Consider the following 16,414-nt stretch of genomic DNA (forward strand, 5'->3'; position numbering starts at 1 on the left):
CCCCAGCATTGTCCGCAGCGAAGCCGAGTTTCTGAGGGGCGCTGCGCACCCCATCGCGACACAAGGCCGCTCCTACAAGGAACCGGGCGCGGCTTTAGAGGGGGGTTGTGCCTGATCGTAATTCAAGGGCCGTACACCCAAACCGCCGCCGCACACACTTGCCCAGGTAACTGGCATCCGCCATCCCGACTTCATCGGCAATCTGCGCCAGGCTGTGGCTGGAGTTAAGCAAGCGCCAGCGCGCCTGCTGCAAGCGCATCTCCAGCCACCAGGCCTTGGCACTCATGCCATGGCTGGCCTGAAACTGCCGGTCCAGCTGGCGGCGGCTGATGCCCAGTTCGACAGCCAATTGCTCCACCGCCAACGGCGCCCCCAGGTGATGACGCATCAGCGCCTGCGCCCGCTGCACCTGGCGCCCCTGGCCCACCCCCAATGCCAACGAACGCAAGGCATGGCGGCTGTCGCGCGTTTCGTCCACCAGCATGTCGGCCAACCCCTTGAGTGCCCGGGTGCGGCCGCAGGCGCGGGACAATAGCGCAACGGCCAGGTCGATGGCCGCAGTGCCACCTGCGCATGTAATGCGATTGCCGTCGATGCAATACAGCTGCTCACGCAACACCTGCAAATGCGGGAAGGCCGCACGAAACTCGGCTTCGTGACGCCAGTGCACCACCACCTTGTGCCCCCGCAGCAGGCCGCAGGCGGCCAGCAGGAAAGCGCCATTGTCGACCCCCACCAGCTTGACCCCGGCCCTGTCGGCCTGCCTGAGCAACGCCTGGTAGCGGGGCGCCAGCGCGGCAGTCGCCATGGCATTGCGCCCGCCGAACAGCACCAGGTAGTCGAAACCGGCCATGTCAAGCTCGCCAGCGACAGCTTCGACCTGCAGCACCGCGCCACTGCTGGACGGCACCGGGTCGAGGTTGAGCCCTGCGACAGTCCAGCGGCAATAACGTTGCTGGCTGTAGTCCTCGTCGTCTGCACTGAAGCGCAACTTGTCGAGAAAGGCACCAAGCGGCAAGAGGGCAAAATCCGGTAACGGCAGGATCAGCAGGCGGATATCGGGTTGCACGAGGCAGCGTCCAAACGTGACTATTCAATGTCCAGATCATACCCTTGCAGATCACGCATTGCGCCATAGACTGGCGCCCTCCACAGCACAAGGCATTCCTGATATGGCACTCGACACCTGGCTTATCTACCTGCTGGCCAGCATCGGCCTGTCGCTGACCCCGGGCCCCAACAGCCTGTTGGCGTTGACCCACGGCGCCTTGTACGGCGCGCGACGAACGTTGTTCACCATTGTAGGCGGGGTGTTCGGCTTCAGTGCCCTGATCGCCCTGGCCATGTTTGGCCTCAGCGCCCTGCTGCAAACCTCGGCCTCGGTGCTGGGCGTATTGAAGTGGGTGGGTGGTGCTTACCTGATCTGGCTGGGCATTCAGCTGTGGCGCAGCCCGGGGCTGCACCTGGAACTGACCGAACGTAGCGCACGGCTAAGTCATGCGGGGCTGTTTCGCCAAGGCCTGCTGTCGGCCATCGCCAACCCCAAGGTGCTGCTGTTCTATGGCGCGTTCCTGCCGCAGTTCATCGACCCGCAGCGCGGGCTGGCGCTGCAGTTCGTGGTGATGGCGGCGACCTTTGCCAGCGTCGAGTTCCTGGTCGAGTACCTGCTGGCGCGGTTGGCGTTCCGCGTTCGACCTTGGTTGGCCAAGGGCGGCAAGGGCTTCAATCGTTGCTGCGGCAGCCTGTTTGCCTTGATTGGTTTGGCGTTGCCGCTAAGCCGATAATACCCAGGCTGGCGCGCCCCCTGTAGGAGCGGCCTCGTGTCGCGATGGGCCGCAAAGCGGCCCCGGCGATCTGTGTTGGAACGTGAACCGTGGGGCGCTTCGCACCCCGATCGCGACACGAGGCCGCTCCTACAAGACCGCGTTAGCCTTCAGGCTCGGCGTGCTTTGGCCAAGAAAATCAGCAAGGCAACACCCGGCAATGCAGCCCCCACCAGCGCCACGCCCTGCCAGCCAAACTGGCTGAACAGCGCACTGGCCACCGCCGACCCCAGGGCGCCACCGAGGAAGATGCTGGTCATGTACACCGCATTCAGCCGCCCGCGGCTGGCCGGGTCCAGTGCGTACACTTCGCGCTGGCCGATAACCATGTTCATCTGCACGGCAAAGTCCAGCAGTACACCGGTGAGGCCCAGGCCAATCACGCTGTAACCCGGCACCGTCAGCCCCAGCAACAAGGCAGCCGGCGCCAGCAGCAGCGCCAGCAGCGAGCCCGCCCGGGCATGCCCGGCATCAGCCAGGCGGCCGGCCATGGGTGCGGCGACCGCCCCTACCGCGCCAACCAGGGCGAACACGGCAATCTGGCTTTGCGACAAACCATGCTCACCCGCCAGCGCCATTGGCACCGCTGTCCAGTAAAGGCTGAATGCGGCAAACATCATGGCCTGGTACAGCGAGCGCTGGCGCAGCAACGGGTAGCGGCGCAACAAGGTCAGCAGCGACAGCATGAGCTCGGCATAACTGGCCTTGTGTTCGGGCCGACGTTGCGGCAGGGTCAGGGCTAGCAGCAGGATGATCGCCAGCATGACCGCGGCAGCGCCAATGAACACCGCGCGCCAGCCAAAATGGTCGGCTACCAGGCTTGACAGGGGTCGCGCCAGCAGGATGCCCAGCAACAGGCCACCCATGATGTTGCCCACTACCCGGCCACGCTGTTGCTCTGGCGCCAGGTGCGCCGCCAGCGGGATAAGCATCTGCACCGCCACCGAGCTGAAACCGATCAGCAAGGCATAACCCAGGAACAATTGGCCCTGGCCGCTGCTGCTGGTCCCTGCCAGTAGCAGGCTGACACAGGCCAATACCGCGGTTGCCACCATCAGCCGGCGGTTTTCCAGCAGGTCGGCCAGCGGCACCAGCAGCAACAGGCCCAAGGCATAACCCAGCTGAGTGAGGGAGACGATCAGGCTGGCGTGCTCGGTGGACAACCCCAGGTCCGGGGCGATCAGCCCGACGATGGGCTGGGCGTAGTAAATGTTGGCAACGATTGCGCCGCAGCAGAACGCCAGCAGCACGACCAGGGTCCGGCTCAGGCCGGCGGCTGCCGGTTGCGCTGCGGCAAGGGAAGGGTTCATGCGAGGTTCCTCGACAAGAGTGGTTTATGTCGGCCACCTTACCCATACACGTCAGCGCCGAGAATCCGGCCTCGGCGCAATGCGCCTTTGCGCCATACGCAACGCTAGCGACTGCACTGCAACAATGCTTCGCAAAAGCCGATAAACGCGTTCACCCGCCTTGAGCCCCGATGGTTGGGCAGGTACAGCGCATTGATGCTGTCATTGGCAGTGCCTGGGCTGGCCTGCCAGTCGGGGAATAGCCGCTGCAAGCGCCCGCCCTCAACATCTTCACGCACCAGCCAGTCGGCCAACAGCGCAATACCGCTCCCGCCCAGCGCGGTTTCACGCAACATGTCAGCATTGGCGCTGCGCAGAGGCCCGCTGACGTCCAGATCAAGGCTTTCCTGGTCGCGGGTCAGGCGCCAGGGTCGCGCTTTCTGCCCATAGCGAAAACGCAGGCAGGCATGCTCAAGCAACTGCCGGGGGTGCTGCAGCGGTTCATGCTCGGCCAGGTAGGCGGGGCTGGCCACCAACCAGCGCTGGAAGCGCCCTAGCGGGCGGCACACCAGTTCAACATGCGGCGAAGGGTCGCCCAGGCGAATCGACAGGTCGTAGCGCCCGTCGAGCAGGTCATCGAGGCGATCACTGAGGTCGATGTCCAGCTCCAGCGCCGGGTGCCGCGCCAGAAAAGGCGCCAGGTGCGGGGCGATGACGCGCCTGCCGAACTCCACCGGCAGGCACAGGCGCAATACCCCAACGGGCTCCTCGCCCCGGTCGGCGACGCTGGCGTCGGCCTCGTCCAGCGCCTCGAAAATGCCTCTTGCACGCTCATAGTAACGGGCGCCCGCCTCGGTCAGGCTGACCTGGCGCGTCGAGCGGTTGAGCAAGGTGGCACCCAACGCCGCTTCCAGGGCATCGACCAGGCGTGTCACTGACGATGTCGCCAGCCCCAGCCTGCGCGCGGCCGCCGAAAAGCCCTGGGCATCGACGGTGGTCACGAACATTTTCATCGCCAAGAGTTTGTCCATTGGCTAGCCGTCTTCCAAAACTCGGAAAGTTCTTACAAACAGCCGGGCAGGTCAAGAAGCGCACTGCGCGGTGATTGCGTCCATAGTGAAATTACCCCCTTCAAACGAGACGTACCATGACACCGAACAACCTGCTGACCGCCCTGCCCCCCTGCGACCCCACCCGCGCCGAACGTGTCGACCAGCTGCTCAGCCGCCCGGGCGTGCGCGTGGAACGTATCGTCTCCAGTGGCCAGGCCAGCCCGCCCGACTTCTGGTATGACCAGGCTGAAGGCGAGTGGATCGTCTTGCTTAGCGGCGCGGCCGGCCTGCGTTTAGAACACGAAAACCACACCCGCCTGCTGGCACCCGGCGACTGCCTCGACATCCCGCCGCACTGCCGCCACCGCGTTGAATGGACCGCACCCGGCCTGTCCACCGTCTGGCTGGCAGTGTTCTACAGCAGCGCCACGCCGTGGCCGGCGTGAGCTGGCCCCTCTACAACCAAAGTCGCAATGCAAATTTCTCAGCCGCCATGAACTCCTCGTTTAGTGCAATTTTCGGCGCACGATCTAGACTTTTAGCCACACCGGAGCAAGTTCAGCCCTGCGACAATCAGCCCCACAAAATTATGTACCAACTTGTTAATTAGCAAGCTAAGGGCTTAAACTGCGCGCATTCCACCTGCTGAGATCCCTGGCATGAACGAAACACCGCGCGCCTCTGGCGCCACAAACATCATCCTGATCGGCCTGGGCGTGGTCATCGCCCTGCTCGGTCTTCTCCTGGCTGCTGGCGGCATCAAGCTCGCCGGCCTAGGCGGTTCCTGGTACTTCCTGATCGGCGGCCTGGCCATGGCCATCGCCGGTATTCTCATCGCTCGCCGCAAGCAGGCCGGTGCCTGGCTGTACGCGCTGTTCCTGGTCGGTACTGCCGTCTGGGCACTGATCGACGCTGGCCTGGTATTCTGGCCGCTGTTCTCGCGCCTGTTCATGTTCGGTGCCATCGGCATGGTGGTGGCGCTGGTCTACCCGCTGCTGGCGCGTGCCAACGGCGCCAGTGCCGGCCGGGGTGCCTACGGCATCGCCGCGGTCATGGCGGTGGTGCTGGTGATCGCCGCCGGCAACATGTTCGTTGCCCACCCAAGCGTTGCCCCTAACGGCAAAGGCCCGGGCATGACCCCGGTTGAAGCCGGCAAGGAACAGAAAGACTGGGCCCACTACGGCAACACCGAAGGTGGCAGCCGCTTTGCCGCGCTGGACCAGATCAACCGTGACAACGTCAACAAGCTGAAAGTGGCCTGGACCTACCACACCGGCGACGTGGCCATCAGCGACGGCAACGGTGCCGAAGACCAGCTGACCCCGCTGCAGGTTGGCAACAAGGTGTTCATCTGCACCCCGCACAACAACCTGATTGCCCTCGATGCCGACACCGGCAAAGAACTGTGGAAGAACGCGATCAACGCCCAGTCCAAGGTCTGGCAGCGTTGCCGTGGCATGGCCTACTTCGACGCCACTGCCGCCATCGCCCAGCCGACCCAGCCGAACAGCTCGCCAATCACCGGCGGTAGCGTGGCAGCCGGTGCCAACTGCCAGCGTCGCCTGCTGACCAACACCATCGATGGCCGCCTGATTGCCGTCGACGCCGACACCGGCGAGTTCTGCCAGGGCTTCGGCAACAACGGCCAGGTCAACCTGATGGCCGGCCTGGGTAATGTGCCGGACTCGTACTACCAGCTGTCCTCGGCACCGCTGATGGCCGGCACCACCGTGGTAGTTGGCGGCCGTGTTGCCGACAACGTCCAGACCGACATGCCAGGCGGCGTGATCCGTGGTTTCGACGTGATCACCGGGGAAATGCGCTGGGCCTTCGACCCGGGCAACCCGGAGGACCGCCAGGCACCGCAAGGCGACAGCACCTACGTGCGCAGCACCCCGAACAGCTGGGCGCCGATGTCCTACGACCCGGCGATGAACACCGTGTTCTTGCCGATGGGCTCGTCGTCCACCGACATCTATGGTGTTGAACGCAACAAGCTGGACCACACCTACGGCGCTTCGGTGCTGGCCCTGGACGCCTCCACCGGCAACCAGAAGTGGGTGTACCAGACCGTGCACAATGACCTGTGGGACTTCGACCTGCCGATGCAGCCGAGCCTGATCGACTTCACCAAGGACGACGGCCAGTCGGTACCTGCGGTGGTGATCGGCACCAAGGCCGGGCAGATCTACGTGCTCGACCGCGCCACCGGCAAGCCGCTGACCCAAGTCGACGAAGTACCGGTCAAGCCAAGCAACATCCCGAACGAGCCGTACTCGCCAACCCAGCCGAAATCGGTGGGCATGCCGCAGATCGGCGCGCAGACTTTGACCGAATCGGACATGTGGGGCGCTACCCCGTATGACCAGCTGCTGTGCCGCATCGACTTCAAGAAGATGCGCTACGACGGCCTGTACACCGCGCCGGGCACCGACCTGTCGCTGAGCTTCCCGGGTTCGCTCGGTGGCATGAACTGGGGCAGCCTCTCTACCGACCCGGTACATGGCTTCATCTTCGTCAACGACATGCGCCTGGGCCTGTGGATCCAGATGATTCCTTCGCAAAACAAAGGTGACGCCGCTGCCGGTGGCGAAGCGTTGAATACCGGCATGGGCGCAGTGCCGCTCAAGGGCACCCCGTATGCCGTGAACAAGAACCGCTTCCTGTCGGTGGCCGGTATTCCATGCCAGGCACCACCCTTCGGCACCCTGACCGCAATCGACATGAAGACCCGCCAGGTAGCCTGGCAGGTACCGGTGGGCACTGTTGAAGACACCGGCCCGCTCGGTATCCGCATGCACCTGCCGATCAAGATTGGCTTGCCAACCCTGGGCGGCACCCTGTCGACCCAAGGCGGCCTGGTGTTCATCGCCGGTACCCAAGACTTCTACCTGCGCGCCTACGACAGCAGCAACGGTAATGAAATCTGGAAGGCTCGCCTGCCAGTGGGCAGCCAGGGCGGCCCGATGACCTACGTCTCGCCGAAAACCGGCAAGCAGTACGTGGTGATCACTGCTGGCGGTGCACGCCAGTCGACTGACCGTGGCGATTACGTGATTTCTTACGCCTTGCCGTAAGACCGCGTCGCCTGCTTCGCGGGTGAACCCGCTCCCACAGGACCCACACCGGTCGTTGTAGGAGCGGGTTCACCCGCGAATAGGCCCGAACAGACAACACGAGACACAGCAATGCCATCCGCAATCCGCATTACCCCTGCCCTGGTGCTGGCCCTGGCCAGCACCACTGCCCTCGCCAACGACGACCTGCTGACCCGCAGCACCCTGACCGGTGACTGGGGCGGCCTGCGCCATCAGCTGGAAGAAGACGGCGTGAAGATCACCGGCGACTACAGCGGTGAAACCGCCTACAACGCCCAAGGCGGCCTGCACCGTTCGGCGCGCTATTCGCAGAACGTCAAGCTGGGCGTGCAGTTCGACCTGTCGAAACTGTACGGCCTGGATAACGGCGGCAAGGTCCAGCTAACCATCAACGACCGCCGCGGCAACAGCGCCTCGGAAGACCTGGTCGGCAACCGCCTGCCCATCCAGGAAAACTACGGTGGCCTGTACACACGCCTGACCGAGCTGAGCTACGAGCGCACCCTGTTCACCCCGGCGCTGAACGTCAAGCTCGGCTACATGGCCATGGGTAACGACCTCGGCGGCTTGGACAGCGGCATCCTGTGCAACTTCATGAACGCCGGTTTCTGCGGCCACCCGCTGAACATGTCCGGTGGCAGCGGCTGGACCAACTACCCCAACGCCCACCTCGGCGTGCGGGTAAAGTACGACCTGTCGCCAGCCTGGCAGCTGCGCGTGGCGGCATTCAACGTCGACCCCGAGAGCAACGGCAACTCCAGCCGCGCCTGGCACCTAGGGCCCAAGCACACCACTGGCACCGTGGTCCCGGTGGAGCTGGTGTACAAGCTGCAGGGTGAACTGCCGGGCGAATACAAGCTGGGCTACTACTACGATAGCTCCGATGTGAAACGCATGGGTAGCGATGACGAAGTGTCGGGGCGCGGTGGTCACTACCTGCTGGTCGACCAGGCAGTGTGGAATGATCAGACCTCGCCTGGCCGCAGTTTGCACGCTTTCGGTCAATACTCGGCGTCGAGCAAGGCCGCCTCGCCGTTTACCAAGTGGTACGGCGCCGGTGTGGTGCTGTACAAGCCGTTCCAAGGTCGGCCGAAGGATACCGTGGCACTGGGTTACGGCCGCGCCGTGCCCAACCCGCGTAGCCGCGATGTGCTGGAAGATGCCGCGTTCAATGCAGGCCAGCAGTTCCCTGACATCGACAGCGCCGAGCAGTTGATCGAGCTGAGCTACGGCTACCAGGCCACGCCGTGGCTGAACCTGCGCCCGGATGTGCAATACATCATCGAGCCAGGGGCGTTTTCCGGGAAAGACATCGACAACGCGCTGGTGGTAGGCCTGCAGGTCAAGGCAACCTTCTGAATCGCCGGGGCCGCCTTGCGGCCCATTCGCGGGTGAGCCCGCTCCCACAGGGATGGCGCACGCCTCAAGGGTGGTGAGGTCCGTGTAGGAGCGGGTTTACCCGCGAATAGGCCGGCGCTGAAATAGTACTGTCACTGGCATACACCTTCCCCCCGGTCTTTACTCAACCCTTCACTGCAAGGAAGGGCAAAGCCAATGAGCAGCGCAACGGAAGGCAAACTCAACGTCTGGGCGCTCACTGCCCTGGTTGTCGGCTCCATGGTCGGCGCCGGTATCTTCTCCCTCCCGGCCACCTTCGGCCGCGCCACCGGCGGCCTCGGCGCAATCATCGCCTGGTGTATCGCCGGCCTCGGCATGCTGATGCTGGCCTTCGTGTTCCAGACCCTCGCCCGCCGCCGCCCCGACCTGGACTCGGGCATCTACGCTTACGCCAGCGCTGGCTTCGGCAGCTACCTGGGCTTTGCCTCGGCATTCGGGTTCTGGGCCGGCACCTGCATCGGCAACGTCTCCTACTTCATCCTGATCAAGTCGACACTCGGCGCGTTCTTTCCGGTGTTCGGCGACGGCAACACGGTCGCCGCCATCGCTGCGTCCTCGGTGCTGCTGTGGGCCTTTCACTTTCTGGTACTGCGCGGCGTGCAACAAGCGGCGGTGATCAACAGCATCGCCACAGTGGCAAAGATGATCCCGATAGTGGTGTTCATCGTGGTGATCTTCGCCGCGTTCGACAGCGACCTGTTCAGCCAGAACTTCTGGGGCGTCGCCGCAGCTGGCCCGGCCGCCGACCTGGCCCACCTCGACGACTATGGCCGGGTCGGGCATGCCGCCGCCGAATTGCTGCCACCCGGTGAATCGCTGTTCGAGCAGGTACGCAGCACCATGCTGGTGACCGTGTTCGTGTTCCTCGGCATCGAAGGCGCCAGCGTGTATTCACGCTACGCCCGCAACCGCCGCGACGTCGGCATCGCCACCGTGCTGGGTTTTGTCGGCGTGCTGTGCCTGCTGGTGCTGATCACCCTGCTCAGCTACGGGGTGATGCTGCGCCCGGAACTGGCCGGGCTGCGCCAGCCCTCGATGGCCGGGGTGCTGGAGGCCATTGTCGGGCGCTGGGGGGCGATCTTCATCAGCATCGGCCTGATTATTTCGGTGCTGGGCGCCTACCTGTCGTGGACACTGCTGGCCGCCGAGGTGCTGTACTCGGCCGCCCATGACCAGGCCATGCCGGCCTTTCTCACCCGGCAGAACCCGCACCAGGTGCCTGCGGCGGCGTTGTGGCTGACCACCTTGTTCGTGCAACTGTTCCTGCTGCTGACCTGGTTTACCGAATACGCCTTTACCCTGGCGCTGGAACTGACCAGTTCGCTGACCTTGATCCCCTACCTGCTGGTGGCAGCCTATGCGCTGAAACTGGCGGTAAGCCGGGAGACCTACCAGCAAGGTGCGCCCGAGCGTGGCAAGGACCTGCTGGTGGCCTTGCTGGCGACCGCCTATGCGGTACTGATGGTGTGGGCCGGCGGGATGAAGTACCTGCTGCTGTCGGCGGTGATTTATGGGCCGGGAACCGCGCTGTACATCAAGGCGAGGATGGAGCAGCAGCGGCAGGTGTTCAGCGGGTTCGAGCGGGTGGTGTTTGCGGTTGTGCTGCTGGGGGCGGTGATTGCCGTTTATGGGTTGGTCAGTGGTGCAATCGAAATCTGAGTAGAGGGCTGATGACCTTTTCGCGGGTAAACCCGCTCCCACAGTGACAACACAACTTTCAGATCCAGTGCAGTACCTGTGGGAGCGGGCAAGCCCGCGAAGAAGCCAACCCCGTCAAGCCTGCTTGAGGTAATCCACCAGCCTGAGCAGCATCGCATCACAGCCCTGCAACTGCTCGACACTGACAAACTCGTCCGGCTTGTGCCCCTGGTCCATGCTGCCAGGCCCGCACACCACGGTCGGGATACCCGCCTGGTCAAACAACCCTCCTTCGGTACCAAACGCCACCGTGCCGAACTCATCCGACCCACTGAGCAACGCCACCAACCGCGCTGCTTCGCTGTCCTCTGGCGTAGCCAGTCCGGGATAAGCACTTAACGGTTCCAGGCGAATGCCACTGTCGGCATTGACCTTGCGCATGCGCGGCAGCAATTCAGCCTCGGCATAGGTCTGCAGCTGGTCAGCCACCGTCTGTGCCTCGAACCCCGGCAAGGCACGCACCTCGAAATCAAATTCGCACTCGGCCGGCACGATGTTCAGCGCCCTGCCCCCTTTGATCACCCCGGTCTGCACCGTTGAGAACGGCGGGTCGAAGCGTGGGTCGCGATGCTGCGGCAAGGCCAGCGCGTCGCCAATATCGCCCAGCTTGCCGATCAGCCTGGCGGCATACTCGATGGCATTTATCCCATACGGTGCATACGCCGAATGGCAAGCAGCCCCCTGCACCTGGCAGCGCATCGCCAACTTGCCCTTGTGCCCCAGCACGGGCTTGAGCTCGGTGGGCTCGCCGATCAGGCACAGCCGCGGTTTGTGCGGGCGCTGTTGGAGCGCTGCGAGCATTGAGCGTACACCCAGGCAGCCGACTTCTTCGTCATAGGAAAATGCCAGGTGCACCGGCATGCGCAACGGCTGGGCGAGAAATGCGGGCACCGCTGCCAGCACCGACGCGATGAAGCCTTTCATGTCGGCTGTACCACGGCCATACAAGCGGCCATTGCGTTCGCTGAGGGCAAACGGTTCGACCGTCCAGGCCTGGCCGTCCACCGGCACCACATCGGTATGCCCGGACAGCACCACGCCGCCAACATCCTCGGGGCCGATGGTGGCAAACAGGTTGGCCTTGGTGCCCTCCGGGTTATGGAACAGTTCGCACGCCACCCCCAGCTCGGCCAGGTAATCGCGGATAAAGCCGATCAGCGCCAGGTTGGAGTCGCGGCTGACCGTGGCAAAGCCGATCAGCCGGGCCAGCAGCGCGCGGCTGGCAAACTCACTCATCACCCGGCACCCCGTAGCTAGGCGCGGAGGTCGGGTTGAGGGCGCGGGTGACGTAGTCCTGCATTTGTGGGCGGTACGCCTGCCACAGGCCATCGAGCACACCGATCGGGTCGTTGTCGGCCCAGTCGACGCGCAGGTCCACCAGCGGCCAGGTCAGCTCGCCCGCAATTTTCAGGGCCGCAGAGTGCACCGGCCCCGCTTCCCCGCCAGCAGCCATCGCCGCGTGCATGGCCGCCAGCAGGCGGTCGGCCAGGTGACCGCCGGCCTGTTCGAAGGCCAGCACCATCGCTTCGATCACCTGGGCCGAGGACAGCAGGTTGCCCGCTGCCGCGCATTGCTCGCCGGCCACGGCATTGTGCATGCCAAGCGCCTCGCGGCCAGTGAACAAGGCCACCTGGCCATTGCTGTCGATCACCGTTACCTGGCGGTACTCGCTCCAGCCGTTGGCGCTCAGCACCCGGTCCAGCGCTGCGGCGGGCGGCAACTGACCCTGCTCCATGGCATCGAGAATCTGCGGGCCCAGCGCCGGCAGGGTGATGTTCTGGGTAGAGACTGCGCCCACGCCGGCACGCACCCATGGGCAACGAGCGCCCACGGCGATGCTCGACGAGCTGATGGCGATACCGACCTGGCCGGTTTCCTGGCAACGACCAATGATGGAGAACGTCATGTCTAGGTTCCTGTTGTGCTGTGCGATATACGGCATTCTGGGTGGAACCTTCGGGCTGGCGAAACGACCTTTTTCCTTGGGGGTAAGCAGGAAAAAACTAGGCTGGGGCAGAGATCGAGCGCCGCCCGCGCGGCGCTTCGCGGCTAAAGCCGCTCCTACATTTGTTTCGGGTCAATATCTCCTGTGCAATGCAACAAAATCCGGGGCCTTCGCCGTTTTATCGGCAAGCCCCAGCTAAATACTATTTTCGTCATTTCCACAGCATCCCTAGTCTGGCACCAGGCAACGGCGGTCCTCCAAACCGACCTGACAAAAACCGCCTGAACAAGGGCTCGGACATGACACTGAACAATCTCGAAATCGACACTCTCGTGGTCGGCGCCGGCCAGGCCGGCGTGGCCATGAGCGAACACCTGAGCAAGCTTGGCGTGCCGCACCTGGTGCTGGAGCGCAACCGCATTGCCGAGGCCTGGCGCACTGGCCGCTGGGACTCGCTGGTGGCCAACGGCCCGGTCTGGCACGACCGCTTCCCGGGGCTGGAATTCAACCTCGACGCTGACGCCTTCGCCGGCAAGGACCAGGTAGCCGACTACTTCGAGCAGTACGTACGCAAGTACAACCTGCCGGTGCGCACCGGTATCGAAGTGAAGAAAGTGGTGCGCAACAGCGACCGCCCTGGCTTTACCATCGAGACCAACGAAGGCGTGATCCGCGCCAACCGCGTAGTCGCCGCCACCGGCCCGTTCCAGAAGCCGGTCATCCCAGCGATTGCGCCGAAAGACGCCAGCCTGCACCAGATCCACTCCGCCGCCTACTTCAACCCCGAGCAACTGCCCGAGGGCGCAGTACTGGTGGTGGGTGCCGGTTCCTCCGGCGTGCAGATCGCCGAAGAGCTGATGCGAGCAGGCCGCCAGGTGTACCTGTCGGTCGGCGCCCACGATCGCCCGCCACGCGCCTACCGCAACCGCGACTTCTGCTGGTGGCTGGGTGTGCTGGGTGAGTGGGACGCGGAAATCGCCAAGCCCGGCCGTGAACACGTGACCATCGCCGTGAGCGGCGCCCGTGGCGGCCACACCGTGGACTTCCGCGCGCTCGCCCATCAGGGCATGACCCTGGTCGGCCTGACCCAGTCGTTCGACAACGGCGTGGCGCGCTTTCAGGACAACCTGGTCGACAACATCCGGCGTGGCGACGACAACTATCTGGCCCTGCTGGACGCCGCCGATGCCTACATCGAGCGCAACGGCCTGGACCTGCCGGAAGAGCCCGAAGCCCGCCAGCGCCTGGCCGACCCGGAGTGCATGGTCAACCCGCTGCAGCAACTGGACCTGGCCCAGGCCGGCGTCACCAGCATCATCTGGGCCACCGGTTACGGCGTGGACTTCAGCTGGTTGCAGGTCGACACCTTCGACGCCAACGGCAAGCCCCAGCACCAGCGCGGCGTGGCCCGCGAACCAGGCGTGTACTTCCTCGGCCTGCCATGGCTGTCGCGCCGCGGTTCGTCGTTCATCTGGGGCGTGTGGCACGACGCCAAGCACGTCGCCGGCCACATTGCCACGCAACGCACCTATACCGCCTACCGCGACCGCGACCAGCGCGCAGCGGATGAGCAGCAACCCGCCAAGATCAGCAACGTCAGCACCCTCGGAGCCCACTGATGCCTACCCATACTCGCATCCGCATGTTCAACACCAAGGCCACCTATCCCAACCAGACCCTGGACAACGACCTGTGCCAGGCGGTGCGGGCCGGCAACACCATCTACGTGCGTGGCCAGGTAGGTACCGACTTCGAAGGCAAGCTGGTGGGCCTGGGTGACCCGCAGGCGCAGACCGAGCAAGCCATGAAAAACGTCAAGCAACTGCTTGAAGAAGCAGGCTCCGACCTGTCGCACATCGTCAAGACCACCACCTACATCACCGACCCGCGCTTCCGCGAGCCGGTGTACAAGGAAGTGGGCAAGTGGCTCAAGGGCGTGTTCCCGATTTCCACCGGGCTGGTGGTCGCAGGCTTGGCCCAGGCCGAATGGCTGATGGAGATCGACGTGATCGCCGTGGTCCCGGATCAGGAATGATCCGGCCCCTTGGGGCCGCAAAGCGGCCCCAATCAGTTGAATCCAAACAGCCGGCGCGGGGTATCCCACATCACCGCACGGCGCTGCCGGGCATCGGGCATCAGCTGCTCGGCCAGTTTCAGCAGCGGGCCATAGTCCACCCGCGAGCGCTGGCGAATGAACGGCCAGTCCGAACCCCACACGCAGCCCTCGGCGCCGAAGGCTTCAAGCAGCGTGTGGACATAAGCACTGCTCTGCTCCAGCAAGGCATCCGCTGCGGCGAACTTCTGCATGCCCGACAGCTTCACGCAGGCGCGGCCGCTGTCGGCCAGCCGCAGCAACGCCTGGAAGCCGGCTTGCTGCACCCCGGCAGATGCATCCGGGCGGCCACAATGGTCGATCAGCAGGCGTGCCTGTGAGCCTTGCAGCAGACCGTGCAGGTCCAGCAACTGGTCTTCGCACACCTGTACCTGGGCGAACAGGCCAAGCTCGGCGAGCTTACCGAATAACGGGGCCATGCCCTTGAGGCTGGCTACGCCGTACAGCGCGGGGTTGAAGGCGATGCCGACCACCCCTTGCACCTGCAAGGCCGCCAGTGCGTCGAGGCTGATATCCGTCTCGACCACCGCCACCCCCTTGAACCGCCCCTGCCCGGTGGCCAAGGCGTGCAGCAGGCAGCGGTTGTCGGTGTGGTAGCCGCTGTTGGGGCCTACCAACAAGGCATGTTGCACCCCGTAGGCGTCCATCACCCCGGTGAACTGTTCCTGGGTGGCGACTTCCTGGCCCGAAGGCGCATAGGGCGCGTCGGGGTGGTAAGGGAAACGTGCGGGGTCAAACAAATGGTTATGGCAATCGATCTTCGCTTCATCAAAGATGTTCACGCAGCACTCCCTTCAAGCGCCACTGCGCTTGCCTGCAGATCTTGTTGTTGTGGGCCGCAAGGGCGATTAGGCTGGGGTTCACGATACTGCGTGGCCGGGTTTGGCGCTCATACCCAGATGGCGAAGACCATAACCGAAGGTAATACTCATGCTGCTTGGCAACGAAGGCGCAGACACCCGCCCCATGCTGTTCAAACTGCGCCACATGGAAGTGTTCCGGGCGGTGATGCTGACCGGCTCGATCAGCGCTGCGGCCAAGCTGCTGTATGTGTCCCAGCCGGCCGTAAGCAAGCTGATCCAGTACATCGAAGGGCGGCTGGCCTACCCGCTGTTCGAACGCATCAACAACCGCCTGGTACCCACGGCCGAGGCGCAGGTACTGTTCCGCGAAGTCGAGCGGGTGTACCAGGCCGCGCTGGAAGTCAACGAATGCGCCCTGGCACTCGGTGCCGGTGGCCAACGCAAGCTACGTATCTCGTGCAGTGCGTCGTTGTCGACGGTGGTGATCCCGATTGCCCTGGTTCAGCTCAAGCGCGAATCACCGTCGCTGAACATCGAATGGCAGACCTCGCTGATGGGCGAGATGCCCAACCAGATCCTGTCGAAGAAGGTCGACCTGTCGATTGCCGCGCTGCCGGTGGTGCACGACCACCTGCATTCGCAGGCATTCATGCGCGGGCGCATGGTGGTGGTAATGCCGCCCGACCACCCGCTGGCCGGGCAAACAACGCTGACCTTGCAACAGCTGGAAGGCTATGCCCTGCTGCTGTTCAGGCCCGACATGCCGTTTGGCAAGCTGCTGGCCGGGCACATCGAGCGGCGCGGCTTGCAACTGAAATCACTGTTGTCGTTTACCAATGCCAACGAGGCGGTGGCACTGGTCAGGCAAGGCATGGGCATCAGCATTATCGACGAATTTGTGGCGCAGGACAGCGGGCTGGCGGTGGTGCCGTTGGCCGATGAAATTCACTTCGATATCAGCTTTGTCCATTCGCGCTTCGAGCCTCCGTCGCATGCAGCGCTGCATTTGATGAAGGTGTTGCAGGGGCAGGCGCGGAAGCTGGGCCGGGCGATTGCTCCAAGCTGACTCTGCAAGCCGACGCGATCCCTGTAGGAGCGGCCTTGCCGGGGCGCCGGACCGGTCGGATGGGGCGCGAAGCGGCCCCGGCTATTTTCGCGGCGAAGCTGAAAATTTGGGGCCGCTTCGCGCCCCATC

At 64.2% G+C, this 16,414-nt stretch carries 14 protein-coding genes; 8 read left to right on the top strand and 6 right to left on the bottom strand.

The genetic code is table 11. From position 1 onward, the window contains the following. Positions 1 to 94 precede the first annotated feature (94 nt). On the bottom strand, positions 95 to 1,069 hold the full coding sequence (locus ACIP02_RS11570; RefSeq protein WP_400616397.1) for a GlxA family transcriptional regulator: 975 nt from the start codon (positions 1,067 to 1,069) through the stop codon (positions 95 to 97). 103 nt (positions 1,070 to 1,172) lie between these two features. Here ACIP02_RS11570 and ACIP02_RS11575 point away from each other — a divergent pair, with 103 nt between their 5' ends. Next, positions 1,173 to 1,784: a LysE family translocator gene (locus tag ACIP02_RS11575; protein WP_400616399.1), complete on the top strand. Its 612-nt coding sequence runs from the start codon at positions 1,173 to 1,175 to the stop codon at positions 1,782 to 1,784. Between the two features lie 149 nt (positions 1,785 to 1,933). On the opposite strand, the gene ACIP02_RS11580 is transcribed toward ACIP02_RS11575, so the two are convergent. Continuing rightward, complete coding sequence (locus ACIP02_RS11580) at positions 1,934 to 3,133, bottom strand: MFS transporter (RefSeq protein ID WP_400616401.1); 1,200 nt, start codon at positions 3,131 to 3,133, stop codon at positions 1,934 to 1,936. A gap of 104 nt (positions 3,134 to 3,237) precedes the next feature. Further along, on the bottom strand, positions 3,238 to 4,143 hold the full coding sequence (locus ACIP02_RS11585) for a LysR family transcriptional regulator (protein WP_400616403.1): 906 nt from the start codon (positions 4,141 to 4,143) through the stop codon (positions 3,238 to 3,240). Positions 4,144 to 4,259: 116 nt separating this feature from the next. Between ACIP02_RS11585 and ACIP02_RS11590 the strand changes: the two genes are divergently transcribed. The 4 genes from ACIP02_RS11590 (at position 4,260) to ACIP02_RS11605 (ending at position 10,319) form a co-directional block, all read left to right on the top strand. Further along, positions 4,260 to 4,610: a cupin domain-containing protein gene (locus tag ACIP02_RS11590; protein WP_400616405.1), complete on the top strand. Its 351-nt coding sequence runs from the start codon at positions 4,260 to 4,262 to the stop codon at positions 4,608 to 4,610. A 213-nt stretch (positions 4,611 to 4,823) separates the two neighbouring features. Then, positions 4,824 to 7,241 (top strand): glucose/quinate/shikimate family membrane-bound PQQ-dependent dehydrogenase, encoded by a 2,418-nt coding sequence (locus ACIP02_RS11595; protein ID WP_400616407.1) that lies wholly within the window; start codon positions 4,824 to 4,826, stop codon positions 7,239 to 7,241. 111 nt (positions 7,242 to 7,352) lie between these two features. Continuing rightward, positions 7,353 to 8,621 (top strand): carbohydrate porin, encoded by a 1,269-nt coding sequence (locus ACIP02_RS11600; protein ID WP_400616409.1) that lies wholly within the window; start codon positions 7,353 to 7,355, stop codon positions 8,619 to 8,621. A 195-nt stretch (positions 8,622 to 8,816) separates the two neighbouring features. After that, the gene (locus tag ACIP02_RS11605) at positions 8,817 to 10,319 is read left to right on the top strand and encodes an amino acid permease (protein WP_400616411.1); all 1,503 of its coding nucleotides are present in this window, start codon (positions 8,817 to 8,819) and stop codon (positions 10,317 to 10,319) included. Positions 10,320 to 10,433: 114 nt separating this feature from the next. On the opposite strand, the gene argE is transcribed toward ACIP02_RS11605, so the two are convergent. Together argE and ACIP02_RS11615 are read right to left on the bottom strand one after the other, a co-directional pair. Beyond that, positions 10,434 to 11,594, bottom strand: coding sequence for an acetylornithine deacetylase (gene argE / locus ACIP02_RS11610; RefSeq protein WP_400616413.1), 1,161 nt, complete (start codon positions 11,592 to 11,594; stop codon positions 10,434 to 10,436). Next, positions 11,587 to 12,264, bottom strand: coding sequence for a DUF1028 domain-containing protein (locus ACIP02_RS11615; RefSeq protein ID WP_400616415.1), 678 nt, complete (start codon positions 12,262 to 12,264; stop codon positions 11,587 to 11,589). The genes argE and ACIP02_RS11615 overlap by 8 nt, the downstream gene beginning before the upstream one ends. 338 nt (positions 12,265 to 12,602) lie before the next feature. On the opposite strand from ACIP02_RS11615, the gene ACIP02_RS11620 reads away from it, so the two are divergent. Next, positions 12,603 to 13,922 (top strand): flavin-containing monooxygenase, encoded by a 1,320-nt coding sequence (locus ACIP02_RS11620; RefSeq protein WP_400616417.1) that lies wholly within the window; start codon positions 12,603 to 12,605, stop codon positions 13,920 to 13,922. Next, positions 13,922 to 14,338, top strand: a complete 417-nt coding sequence (locus ACIP02_RS11625) for a RidA family protein (protein WP_400616419.1) — start codon at positions 13,922 to 13,924, stop codon at positions 14,336 to 14,338. Before ACIP02_RS11620 ends, ACIP02_RS11625 begins: the two co-directional genes overlap by 1 nt. Before the next feature lie 32 nt (positions 14,339 to 14,370). Here ACIP02_RS11625 and ACIP02_RS11630 read toward each other — a convergent pair whose 3' ends face one another. Next, on the bottom strand, positions 14,371 to 15,198 hold the full coding sequence (locus ACIP02_RS11630) for an amidohydrolase family protein (RefSeq protein ID WP_400616421.1): 828 nt from the start codon (positions 15,196 to 15,198) through the stop codon (positions 14,371 to 14,373). Between the two features lie 148 nt (positions 15,199 to 15,346). On the opposite strand from ACIP02_RS11630, the gene ACIP02_RS11635 reads away from it, so the two are divergent. After that, the gene (locus ACIP02_RS11635; protein ID WP_400616423.1) at positions 15,347 to 16,285 is read left to right on the top strand and encodes a LysR family transcriptional regulator; all 939 of its coding nucleotides are present in this window, start codon (positions 15,347 to 15,349) and stop codon (positions 16,283 to 16,285) included. Positions 16,286 to 16,414 lie beyond the last annotated feature (129 nt).

It is taken from the genome of Pseudomonas sp. NPDC089408 (assembly GCF_044749445.1).
Lineage (GTDB): Bacteria > Pseudomonadota > Gammaproteobacteria > Pseudomonadales > Pseudomonadaceae > Aquipseudomonas.

Excerpts from the sequence above, each read along its gene's own strand:
- ACIP02_RS11625 (WP_400616419.1), top strand. The coding sequence starts at position 13,922 with ATGCCTACCCATACTCGCATCCGCATGTTCAACACCAAGGCCACCTAT.
- ACIP02_RS11600 (WP_400616409.1), top strand. The coding sequence starts at position 7,353 with ATGCCATCCGCAATCCGCATTACCCCTGCCCTGGTGCTGGCCCTGGCC.
- ACIP02_RS11585 (WP_400616403.1), bottom strand. The coding sequence starts at position 4,143 with ATGGACAAACTCTTGGCGATGAAAATGTTCGTGACCACCGTCGATGCC.
- ACIP02_RS11605 (WP_400616411.1), top strand. The coding sequence starts at position 8,817 with ATGAGCAGCGCAACGGAAGGCAAACTCAACGTCTGGGCGCTCACTGCC.
- ACIP02_RS11635 (WP_400616423.1), top strand. The coding sequence starts at position 15,347 with ATGCTGCTTGGCAACGAAGGCGCAGACACCCGCCCCATGCTGTTCAAA.
- ACIP02_RS11580 (WP_400616401.1), bottom strand. The coding sequence starts at position 3,133 with ATGAACCCTTCCCTTGCCGCAGCGCAACCGGCAGCCGCCGGCCTGAGC.
- ACIP02_RS11575 (WP_400616399.1), top strand. The coding sequence starts at position 1,173 with ATGGCACTCGACACCTGGCTTATCTACCTGCTGGCCAGCATCGGCCTG.
- ACIP02_RS11595 (WP_400616407.1), top strand. The coding sequence starts at position 4,824 with ATGAACGAAACACCGCGCGCCTCTGGCGCCACAAACATCATCCTGATC.
- ACIP02_RS11615 (WP_400616415.1), bottom strand. The coding sequence starts at position 12,264 with ATGACGTTCTCCATCATTGGTCGTTGCCAGGAAACCGGCCAGGTCGGT.
- ACIP02_RS11620 (WP_400616417.1), top strand. The coding sequence starts at position 12,603 with ATGACACTGAACAATCTCGAAATCGACACTCTCGTGGTCGGCGCCGGC.
- argE (WP_400616413.1), bottom strand. The coding sequence starts at position 11,594 with ATGAGTGAGTTTGCCAGCCGCGCGCTGCTGGCCCGGCTGATCGGCTTT.
- ACIP02_RS11590 (WP_400616405.1), top strand. The coding sequence starts at position 4,260 with ATGACACCGAACAACCTGCTGACCGCCCTGCCCCCCTGCGACCCCACC.